This is a genomic window from Anaerolineae bacterium (genome assembly GCA_016931895.1).
Lineage (GTDB): Bacteria > Chloroflexota > Anaerolineae > 4572-78 > J111 > JAFGNV01.
Window position 1 is genome coordinate 13,536 of record JAFGDY010000254.1, and the last position, 12,554, is coordinate 26,089.

The following is a 12,554-nucleotide window of genomic DNA, read 5'->3' on the forward strand; positions in this document are numbered from 1 at the left end:
CCAATAAGTCCTACGGCTCATCTTCCCCGGCGGTTCGCTTTAATTCTTTTCTGACCATTGCCTCAACCATGCGATTGGTCAAAACGGCGATCAGTGAAAACACTCCTACCAAAATAAGCACCTGCAAAAAGAAAGAAACAACAACCAAAACGGCCATCAAAATCAGCCAGGTAAAAACAACCACCGGATAACGGCCAAAAAGAACTGCGGCATTACGCGTGACCACTTTGAAACCAGGCTCTTCCATCCGGGGATAAATGGCCAGGGCCATCAACTGTAACACAAACCAGAAAAAAGAAACACTCAAAATCAGAAAAGTTAGGGCCAGCGACCATTGGGTGTCAAAATTAATGTAAAAATTAATATTCATCCAAACCACAATGAATATCCCCAGGTTAATCCCACCCCAGGTATAAGCCTGTTTCCACATCGCCCGGCCATAAGAAAAGAACTGCCCAAAACTTATCCCTTTGCCCTGACCAATATCATAAACAATAGCAAAAAGGGCAAAAGTGACAAACGGCCAGGGAATAATCAGTAAAGTGCCAACCACCCAGATCACATTAAAAAGCATTAGGTAAAGCATCTCGTCCCAAATATCAATCGCCGATTGCCTGATGGCGGACCAAATCATTCTGCCCATAATGCCTCCAAACGTTATCTATAACTTAGCATTGCCAGATTGTAACACATTTTGTCCCCTGCCCAAAAAATAGAGGACATCCAGGATGAATGTCCTCTATCAACGCTTGGGCAAGATCAGGCGTTGTCTTATCTCTACCCGGCAAAACTCTCAAACCCCATTATGGGCACCAGGGCGGACGAGTACCCCACACCTGCGTTTGCCCTGACAATGAAGTGCCGTCGGAGAAATTGACCACCGCAGTGTAGATATACTGGTTAGGCACAAAACGGGTCCGGCCTAAATCGTTCGAAGCCCAGAGTTGCACCCTGACGACTCCCGGACTGAATATGACCCCGGAGATAGTGCCGTTGCCAGAATCGTTCAAGGGCGACCCGCCGCTGAAAATGCCCAGCAGCGGCCCACCGCCCACAACGGTATCCCACTCAATACCGGGCTGGCTACTGGTCAACCTGACCTCGGAAACAGTCCTTGGCCCGCCTGAGCCTACATTCACGTTAAGCCAAAATACACCATCAGTTCTGCCGTCAAGAGCCAGGCCGGCTCCGCCGTCAACATCACTCACTTTATCACACACCGTCTCGCCGCCATCCCATTCCAGGATAGCATACTCGCCCACCAGGGTCTGGAAGACAATGGGCAGATAAACGCCGCCCGTGAGGGGGGGTACCCCCTGTACCGGGTGAGTGACCGGGTTGCTGTTCTGCGGCGCTGTCTGGTCGCTGTCCAGCGTGGCCGTGTTGGTGATGGTTGTGGTCAAGTTCGTGGTCACCCGCACCTGGAAAGTAGTGGTCATAGTCGTTCCACTTCCGGCAAAGATGGGGACGTTAACCGTTACCTGTGCGCCAGGAGGTATGGGCGTGCCCAGGGTGGAAGTGAGGCTGCCAGCCACATAGGCGGTATTGGCCGGGATAACGTCGGTGAGCACCACGCCCGTGGCCGTACCCCCGTTATTCACCACCACAATGGTATAGGTGATAAGATCATTCTGGGTCACGGTGGTGCCGCCCGGCGGGTCGGCGCTCTTGGTGATGGTGAAGTTAGGCGGCAGCGATACCGAGTTACTGATAATGTGGGTGACAATACCGCTGTTGAGCGGCAGCGGCGTTTCGGTGCTGGTCACACTGGCCTGATTGCTGATGACCGTGCCACTGACCGTGCCGGTTACTTGCACCCTCAACGTAATTATGTTGTTCTGGCCGGGGTTCAAGTTGAAACCGGTCACCCGCACCGGGTTCGGGCCGCTCAACGTACCCGTTATAGTGCTACTCATCACCAGCGACACATTGGGATCAATTGTATCAGAAACAACCACCCCGGTAGCCGGCCCCGTGCCGTTATTCTGCACCGTAATGGTGTAAGTGATAAAATCACCCGGTTCAACAATACTACCGCTGGCCGGAATGGCCGTTTTGGTAATAGCCAGGCTGGGGGCCAGGATAGTGCTGCTGATGGTGTGTGTCACCGTGCCGCTCAACTGCGGCGTTATCACCTCCGTGCTGGCCACGCTGGCCTGATTATTGATCACCGTGCCGCTCACCACCCCCGTCACCGACACCACCATTGTTATGGTGACCCCCTGGCCGGTGTTCAAATCAAAGCCGGTCAATTGCAGCGGGTTGGGGCCGCTGAGCGCGCCGGTGGTGGTACCACTGGAAACCAGGGTCACATTCACCAGATCAAGCGTATCAGAGATAACCACGTTGGTAGCCGGGCCGCCGGTATTAACGGCTATGACCGTGTAGGTGATGTAGTCGCCCGGCTCAACAAAACTGCCACTGGGCGGCATGGCCGTTTTGGTGATGGCCAGGCTGGGCAGCGGCGCCACCGGGGTAGTGGTAATGATGTGCGTCACCGGCAGCGAGTACTCCACCGCCAGGCCGATGGCCGCAGTTTGGGCGGTGTTGGTAATCACTGTATCGGTGACAACCGCGCTGGTAGTGACCACAATGGTCAGGGTCACCCGGTTGGTCGCTGTCAGCGTGCCGACGCTGGCCGTCAGCGGGTTGCTGCTACCCACGGTCCCACCGTTACTCAAGAAGGCATTCACCAGGTTGACCTCCACCGGCAGGGTATCGGTAATCATCACGTTATTTGCATCGCCTGTGCCGTTGTTGGCTACGGTAATGGTGTAAGTGATAGCCGTGTTGGGGCCAACACTGCTACCGCTAGGCGGCATAGCGGTTTTGGTGATAGCCAGACTGGGCACCGGCAGAGTATTGCTGATCACGTGCGTCACCACGCCGCTGCTAAATAGCGTACTCTGGGTACTGGTCACACTGGCCTGATTGTAGATGATGGTCCCGCTAACGGCGTTAGCCACCGTTACCCCCAGCGTCACGGTCACCCGCTCTCCCGCCGCCAGGCCAAAACCGGAAACCTGGACCGGGCTTAAGCCGGTAACAGCGCCATGCGTGGTATTGCTGGCTACCAGCGTCACATTGGCATCAAGCGTATCAGAGATGACCACGCCGGTTACGGCGTCGCCGGTGTTGGTGACCACCAGCGTGTAAGTGATGAAATCGCCCGGTTCAACCACACTGCCCGCAGGCGGCGCGGCGTCTTTGGCTATGGCCAGGCTGTATATTGGCGCGTACACCGTATGCACGGTCGTTCTGGTAAGGGGCAGGGTGGCCGCGGCGGTTACGCGCGCGGTGTTGGTGAGCAACGTGCCCGACACTGCCGTTGACACTGTCACCTGGAAGGTGGTGGTCATCATTCCCCCCGACGACAACGTGCCGCTCACAACCAGCGTGGGCACAGTAGACAGGATGGTAAAGCCGGGCGTGGCACTCTCGCTGCCGGGCACAAAGCCGACGCCCGCAGGCAGAAAGTCGGTTAAGGTGAGATTATCGGCCGTGGTAGTGCCAACGTTGAGCACTGTTAAAGTGTAGGTTATCATCTCGTTGGGTGATACCAACGAACCGCTGGGCGGGTCGGCCGATTTATCAAACATCAGCGTGGCATATTCTCTGACCACGTGGGTAATGGTGTTAGAATTGGTCAACACCGTCTGGTCGCTGACCACTTGGGCCGTATTGCTGATGACCAGGCCCGCGGGCGCAGTGCCGGCCACATCCACGCTGAACGTCAGCGTCACTACATCGCCGCCGCCGTTCAGTAGCGGAATGGTTACCGCCACCGGGTTCAGGCTGGTCACGGTGCCGGCTCCAATGGGGCTTATGCCCGGCACGCCAAACAAAGTGGTGGAAATGGGAATGACGTCGGTAATGACCAGGTTGGTGACCGGCGCATTGCCGGTATTTTGCACCCGGACAGAGTAGTTTATGGCATCGCCGGGGTCAACCGTGGTGGTGGTCGGCGAAGATTTCTGGATGACCAGGTTGGGAGTGGACGCAACCGTATGGGTCACCTGGTTACTCAGGGTTACGGTTGTTGCCCCGCCAAAGGCCACTTGCGCCTGGTTGGCGAGCACCAGGCCGTTGGTCAGCGGGGTGGTCACCGTGACCCGCACCGTGTAGGTAACCACGCCGCCGCCGGCCGGCACCGTGCCCACATTCAATACCAGGGGATTGGTGCTGCTGACCGCGCCGCCTGGCGTCACGCTGACCAGATTTACGTTCGGGTCAAGAACGTCGGTGATGACCACGCCGGTGGCATCGCCTGTGCCGGTGTTGGTCAGGGTGAGGGTATAGGTGATGGGGTCGGCCGGGGTTACGGTGCTGCCGCTGGGCGGGTCGGCTGCTTTGGCCAGGGTGAGCACGGGGATGAGTTGGACCACGTGCGTCACCGTGTTGCTGGGGGTAATGATGGCATCGTGAGAAACGTAGGCCACGTTGGTAATGATGGTGCCGTCGCTCAAGGGCGAGGTGACGGTTACGGCAAAGGTAACACTGCCGGTGGTATTGCTGCCGGTCAACACCCCTACGTTATACGCGCAGAGCGTTCCGGGCGGGTCGCCATCAAGGCAACTCCAGCCGGGCGAACTGACCCCGGCATTAAAGGTGGTGCTGAGAGGCACGGTATCGGTGATTTGCACGCCGGCGGCAGTTTGATTGCCGGTATTGGTATAAATGATTGTATAAGTGATCACCTGCCCCGGTTCAACCACGCCGCTGGGCGCTTTGCTGATGACCACGTTGGGCGCGGCATTCACCACGTCCACATCGTCGGCGGTGGCCGAAGCGCCGCTATCGTCGGCCACCGTCACCGTGTTGGTGATGCTGCTCACGCCCGCGGCAATGGGATTGTCCACCGTTACGGCAAAGGTGCGGGTTAGTTGCAGGCCATGGGTAAGAACCCCAATAGCCCAGACAATTTGGCGGGCCGCCGGGTTGTACACCCCGCCGCCCGAGGCGGAGCCGGCCACGTAGTTGGTATTGGCCGGCAGGGTATCGGTGACAACCACGTTGGTTGCCGGCGCGGTGCCGTTATTGCTGACGGTCACGGTGTAGGTCAGCAAATCGCCGGGCTGGACAATGGTCACATTGTCGGTTTTGGTGATCACCACGTTGGGGCTGACGATGACGTGCGTTACCGGGCCGGTAGCAATCATCGGCGTTTCGGCGCTGGCAATAGTGGCCACGTTAGTGATTACGATTCCGGCGGCCACCGAGGTCGTTACATTCGCTCTGATGACCAACGACAGACTATTACCCGGCGCCAGCAACGGCCACATAGCAATCCAATCGGCCAGAAACATGGGCGGCGGAGCGGCGGAACCGGAAATAAAGTCGGTGTTCGGGTCCAGCAGGTCAACCAAAATGAGATTGGTTAAAGTGGTAGAGCCGCTATTGGTCACTCTGACCGTGTAGGTTATGGCGCTGCCCGGCAAAAGACCCGTGCCCGCAATGGGTTCGGCGGTTTTGGTGATGGTCAGGGCCGACGTGCCGCCCACGATGTGGGTTACTACGTTGGTGGTGGTCAGCGCCGTCAGGTCGCTGCTGATTTGGGTCACGTTGGTAATCACCAGGCCGGCCGGGGCCGTATCGGTGACCGCGGTCAGGAACAAAAGCCTGGCGGTCCCACCGTTGCCGGGCAACGAGGGAATGGTGGCCACCACCGGCGGACCTGCGCTCACCGTGCTGCCGGTAATGGGCGGCACAAATTGAGCCAGGAAGTACTCGGTGGAAATGGGCTGCGTATCGGTGATCACCACATTGAGGGCCGGGGAGTCGCCGGTATTGGTGATCCAGATGCTATACACAATGGGATCGCCGGGATTAACCTCCGGCGCGGTGGGTAGGGCGGATTTGGACACAACCAGATTTGGCGTGGAGACAACGGTATGGGTAACCTCGTTGCTTGGCGTCAAACTCATGTAATCGGCAGTCATTTGAGCCACGTTGCTAATGATTGTGCCGTTGGTAATAGGCGTGTTCACGGTTACCCGGAAGCTAAAGCTGACGCTCCGGCTGGCGGTCAGCGGGCCAACCCATGCTACCAGCGGATTGGGGCCGGTGGCGGTAATGCCGTAAGCGTTGGTGAAGGAACCGGCCACATAATTGGTGTTGGCCGGTATGGCCTCGGTAATCACCACGTTGGTGGCATCAAAGATGTCGTTATTCGATACCACCACGGTGTAGGTAATCATGTCACCGGCGCCAATGGTGGGGCCGGACGGCTCGGCAAACTTGGTGAGGGTCAGCGCGACACTCATACGGATCAGGTGGGTCACCTGGTTGGTTTGAGTGATTACGGGCGACTCAGTATAACTGACGTAGCCAATATTACTCAGGATGTCCCCATCCGATACGGCGGTGGGAGAAATGGCCGTGGCAAAGGTGGCGGTTACGGTTTGGCCCACGTTCAATGTGCCGGCCACGGTGATCACGTTGGTAGCGGTGGCAACGGCAAAGCCGGGGGTGGCGCTAACGCCGCCAACCAGGTTGGTGCTAAGCGGCACGGTGTCCGTAATCTGGAAACTGGTGGCCGGGCCGTTGCCGCTATTGGTGACAATGAGGGTATAAGTAATGGTTTCAGTGGGGCCAACAATGCTACCGTGCGGCGGCGTAGCCAATTTACTCAGGGTGAGGGTGGGGGTGCTGATGACGGTATGGGTAACAAAATTGGTGGTAGACAGGCCGGTTTGCGCGGTCAGTAACTCGCCCTGATTGGACAAGATGGTGCCGCTGGTGAGAGGGGTGGTGACCGTTACCGAGATAGTGGCCGTAACGGTTTCGTTGGCCGTTAACGTGCCAATATTCCAGGTGAACAGGTTGCCCATCACCACCGGCACGCCTTTAGAACCGGCATAATTGACCACATTCACGTCCGCCGGTAAGGTGTCGGTTAGCGCCACGCCGGTGGCCATTTGGGCGCCGGTGTTGGCCGCAACCAGGGTATAGGTAATGGTATCGCCCGGCGCAACCACGTTGCCGGAGGGCGGATTGGCCGACTTGGTGAAGGTGATGTCGGTGCTGCTCTGCACCAGGTGAGTGACCACGTTGGTTTGGGATAGGCCGGTGGTTTCGGCAATGTCCAACCAGGCGCTATTGCTGATGATTAAACTATTGGTCAACGGCTGGTCAACCTGCACCGCAAACGTGACACCGGCGCTGCCCCCGCCCCCACTAATCGTGCCCAAATTCCAAACCAGGGGGCTGGTAGAAACTGGCGCAGGCACAGCCGACCCCAACACGTACTGGGTATACAGCGGCACGGCGTCGGTTAGCACGGCGCTGGTGGCGTTGGCGGTGCCGTTGTTGGTGAGAGCAATGGTGTAAGTAATATAGTCGCCCGGGGTAACAGGAGAGCCATGGGGCGGCGCAGCCGTTTTGGTCAGGGTGATATTAGGCGAACTGCTGACCAGGTGGGTGACAATATTTGTTTGAGAGAGAGCGGCTGATTGGTCAAAAGTATACCAGCCGCTATTGCTGATAATTGTGCCATCGGGCAAGGGGCTGTTGACCGTTGCTCGGAAGCTCATTGTTATTACGTTGTTGGGCGTAATCAGGTTAGAGACGGTCAGGGTAATCACTGCCCCGCCCGTATCATCCACGCTTGCTCCCGCACTGGCGCTGGCGCTGCCCGCCACATACGTTGTGTTGGCCGGAATGGTGTCCGTCAACACAAAGTTTGTGGCGGTGGCTGTGCCGCTGTTGGTAATGGCAAAGTTGTAGATAATGACCTGGCCGGGCGTCACCACGCTGGTGGGCGTTGGCACCGAGGTTTTGGTTACACTCACTGCCGTTGCGCTGCGAATCAGGTGGGTCACTATATTGGTTGGACTGATGGGCGAACTGGAGGTGAATACCCCCGGCAGCTCGTTGTAACTTACCTCGTAGGTATTCGTAATCACGGTCATATCCGGCAGCGGCATATTAACCGTGACCACAAACGAGTTGCTGGCCCCGCCGCCGTTACCGGCCAATGTACCCACCGCCCACGGAGTCAAGCCGCCGCCGCTGGTATTGGCCGGGACCGTATCGGTGATGATCAGGCCGGTTGCGTTGGCATTGCCGGTATTGGTGACAAAAATGGTGTAGGTGATTTGACTTGGCGAGGCCAGACCCAGGTTGATGGTGCTGCCGGCAGGCGGCTGGGCAATCTTGGTGTAGGTCACGTTCGGGCTGCTGGTGACCAGATGGGTGACGGTATTGCTGGGCGTGACCACAGTTGTGCCGGTATGGCTTACATAGCCCATATTCTGAATAATCAACCCGTTAGTCAACGGCGTGGTTAGGGTAACTACAAAGCTGGCGTTCACCGGCAGGTCTACAGTCAACGCGCCTACATTCCACGTCACCACACCGCCGCTCTCGCTAATCGAACCCACGCCCGCGCTGCCATTCACATAGTTGGTATACCCCGGCACTGTGTCTGTCACCACCACGTTCTGGGCGATGGCGTCCCCCGTGTTGGTAATCCGTAAAGTGTACGTGATCGCCTGGCCCGGACTCACCGTTGATCCATGCGGCGGATTGGCTTCCTTGCTGATGGTGATGACCGGCGCACTCTCTACTTGGTGCGTGACCACATTGGAATAGGTGATCGTGGCTACTTCTGTAGACGTGACCCAGGCCGTGTTGGTGATGATCAAACCGTTCGTCAGGGGGCGCGTCACCATAACGGCAAATGTGGCCGTGACTACCCCATTGGGCGCAGGAATATTGCCTCCCCAGAAAGTGATCTGCCCACCCGGCAGCATCGTGGCAAATCCCCCGGCCCCGCCCCCGTAAGCCAGACTACTGCTGCCCAAAGCATATCCCGTATGCGCCGGGAACGTATCACTGATGACCACCCCGGTGGCGTTCGCATTGCCAATATTGCGCACCACCAGCGTGTAGGTGATCGTATCCCCCGGCCGCACCGGCCCCGGCGATACCGGCACCGCACTCTTCACCATCGTCAACACCGGCGAACTGCGCACCAGATGAGTGACCTCCTCCGAATAGGTGATCGTCGGCACCCCCGTCGCCGTCACCCAGGCCGTGTTAGCAATGATGGTGCTGTCCGTCAGCGGATTTGCCACCTGCACCGTCAAGGTGATCACTTCCACCCCACCCGGCGCGGCCAACACCCCAATATCACCTCGCAACGGGTCTGGCCCACTCAATACCACTCCCCCCGTCGCCGCGCTGAACACCAACGTCGTATGCGCCGGAACCGTGTCGCTCACCACCACCCCCAGCGCATTGGCATTGCCGGTGTTGCTCACCCGCAAGGTGTAAGTGATCAAATCACCCGGACTGACCACACTCCCCCCTATCGGTTCCGCTTCCTTCGTGATCGTTAGCTGCGGCGTACTCTCCACCTCATGCGTCACTTCATTGGCATAAGTAAGTGTGGCTATCTCGGTAGATGTCACCCAGGCCCTGTTCGTCAAAATCAGCCCATCCGTCAGCGGCGTCGTGACCGTCACCACCACACTCACCGTTAGCACGCCACCTTCCCCGGCCAGGAACGGGGTATCTACCGTGATCAAATTGCCAGCTTGAGCCAGACTGGCCCCCGCCGAGGCGCTCCCATTCACATAGTTGGTGTACTGCGGCAAGGTGTCGCTCACCACTACCCCTGTGGCATTGGCATTGCCCTCATTGGTGATGCTCAAGGTGTAGGTTATCCTCTGCCCCGGACTCACGTAACTGCCTGAAGGCGGCTCCGCTCGTTTGGTGAGGGTCAATTGCGGTGAACTCTGCACCACGTGCGTGACGACATTGCTGGGGGTGACGACCGGCGACCCTGTAAAGGTCACATACCCCGTGTTGGCAATCAACGTGCCGCTGGTCATGGGCGTGGTTACGGTTACTACAAAGGTCACCCGGATGGAGGATTGGGTACCGTCCAGCAGCGTGCCGGTTAGCACCGGCGCTGTTACTCGCAGCGCGGGCGGCAAATTGGTAATTGTCCCGTTAACCGCTGTAGCGCTGCCGCCCACATAATTGACCTCTGGCGGGGTCACATCGGTAATCACCACGCCGTAGGCGTTATCATCGCCGGTATTGGTAATAATGAGGGTGTAGGTGATGGGATCGGCGGGTGAAACCACGCTTCCGTGCGGCGGTTGGGCCATTTTAGTGATGGTCAGCACGGCGGCGCTCTGCACCCGATGCGTGACGGTATTGGAATAGGTGATAACGCTCGACGTTTCGTTTGACGTGACTTGAGCCGTATTAGTAATCAAGGTATTGTTGGCCAGCGGCGAAGTGACCCGCACGGTAAACGTAATTTGGGCTGTGCCGTTGGGCGCGGGCAAAAAGGCGATGTCGCCCCGCAGCGGGTTGCCCGCCGTGGTCATCACGTTTGGCGCGGCGTCAAGCGAAACCAAGAAGGTATTGGCCGGAATGGTATCGCTGACCACCACGCCGGTGGCATTGGCGTCTCCCTGATTGGTGAGGGTCAGCGTATAAGTAATGTAGTCGCCCGGACGGACATTGCTGCCGTGAGGCGGCTGGGCCGTTTTAGTCAGCGTAATATCGGGCGAGCTGGTGATCTGGTGTGTCACCGGGTTGGTGGAGCTAATCACGTTGGCGGTGCCGTTGAAGTAGCTGATAGAGCCGGTGTTGGTCAAAATAAGCCCGTTGGTCAGGGGCAGGGTTACGGTGACGCGCATAGTCACGGACATTACGCCGTTATTGGGCGGAATGGGGTTAAAGGTGGCCGAGACAGGATTACTTGAGTTAATGATGCCGGCATCAATGGCAGTAGCGGCCAGGGTGGTGAACGTGGGCATGGTGTCGGAGAAGACCACGCCGCTGGCCGTATAGGCCCCGGTATTGGTAACGTAAACGGTATAGGTGATGGGCGCGCCGGGCCGGACCAGGCTGCCGGAGGGAGGATCGGCGGTTTTGGTGGTGGTCAAAACCGGCTCGCCCACAATAATGGTGGCCGTGACCACGCCGCCGCAATCGTCGGTGGCGGTGATGGTGTGCGCGCCCAACACTGTGCCGGTGTAAACGGTGTTAGCTAATCCGTTCAAGGTGGCAGTGTTGGCTACCGACAGATTCCCGGCGGTGGCGGAAAAATTAATGCCGGTACCGTCTAAAACATTGTAACCGCCGCCGCTCATGGTCAAGGTAACACCTACCGTGCCGTTGAGGGGAATTAAAGCCGGGCTTGGGTTCAGGGTGAGAACCATTGAAATAGGCGAGGAGATGACCGAGCCGGAATAATCGGAGAAGCCTCCGGCGTTCAGAGGCGGGTTATGTCCCCACCAGTTGCCGGAAACCGTTTGGGTAAACCCGCTGCCGTTGCTCAAGCCCACCGATGAATTCCGGCAAATGGTGTTGCCGCCGGCGGTTAAGGGACCCGAACTATTGTAAATCAGGCCCGCCGGATTATTGACAATCCGGTTCTGAATAATAGTGGGGGTGGCCGCGTCGCTAACCTGGATGCCCCCCCCAAAACCGGCATTATTATTAATAATGGCATTGGTGAGAATTTGCGGTTGAGCATCATCTTCAATATTGATCGCCAGCAAGTTGTTGGCCAGGGTATTGCTCACAACCCGCGGCTGGGCGTAGTCAAGAATGTGGATGCCAAAGGTGCTGTGGCCCGAGATATTGCTATTGAAAATATTTGGGGTGGCCGACCCATCAACCTGAATCCCAAAATCAAACAGGCTGTCAATGGTGTTTTGGGTTACGGTTGGATTGGCCGTTCCGGTTAAACGAATGCCGATAAGCGGAGCGGTAGGGCCAATCAATTGATTGTTCCGCACCACCGACAAACCGCTCTGATCCAGGTAAATTGTGCCTTCCGCGTTGGCTCCGCCGGCCGTCAGCACGTTGCTGGCAATCAAACTGGGCGCCAAGCCATTGGCCTGGATCAAGGGCCAGACGCTATAGCCAGAAATCTGGTTCGACTGCACAGTGGCCTGGATGGCTCCCACGCCGGCTCCGGAGCCTAAAAAATAGATACCGCCGTTCCCTATAGCCCCGCCGCCGGGTTCCTGAATAAGGTTGTTGGTAATGGTAATCCCGGTGGGTCCGGCTATGGTGCGCCGAACCTGGATGCCGGTGGGGTAACTCTGCACCGAAACATTGGTTACCTGCACGTTACTACTGTTATCAATCCGCACCGCGCTGTGCTGCACAAAACCAACGCCTAGCAGGGTCATATTGGTCACGGTAACGTTGTTGGCTGCCACCAGAATGGAGGGAGCGGTGGGAAACGGGAACACCCCATTGTAAACAAGGGTGGCCGCGGAGGATGAACCTTGCAGGGTGAGAGATTTATTGATGACAACATTTTCAGTATAAGTGCCGGTGAACTCCACGATGTCGCCGGGGGAGGCGGCGTTAATGGCGGCTTGAATGGTGGTTGTAACCGGAATGGTTGCCTGTGAAGCCAGGGGAAGCGAATTGTGCCGGGGGAGAATAGGGGCGGCGCTGACCGGCTGAATAACGTTGCCAAACAATAACAGCAAACCACAAACCAGAATTATCCCCAGGCCAAGAGAAGCCAGGGTTCTCCTGATTCTTGGGGCAATGGGTTGAAGCTCCATAGA

General features: G+C 57.7%; 2 protein-coding genes. Both read right to left on the reverse strand.

From position 1 onward, the window contains the following. Nucleotides 1–10: 10 nt before the first annotated feature. On the reverse strand, nucleotides 11–643 hold the full coding sequence (locus JW953_19515) for a hypothetical protein (GenBank protein MBN1994894.1): 633 nt from the start codon (nucleotides 641–643) through the stop codon (nucleotides 11–13). A gap of 160 nt (nucleotides 644–803) precedes the next feature. After that, on the reverse strand, nucleotides 804–12,551 hold the full coding sequence (locus JW953_19520) for a DUF11 domain-containing protein (GenBank protein ID MBN1994895.1): 11,748 nt from the start codon (nucleotides 12,549–12,551) through the stop codon (nucleotides 804–806). Between the last annotated feature and the right edge of the window lie 3 nt (nucleotides 12,552–12,554).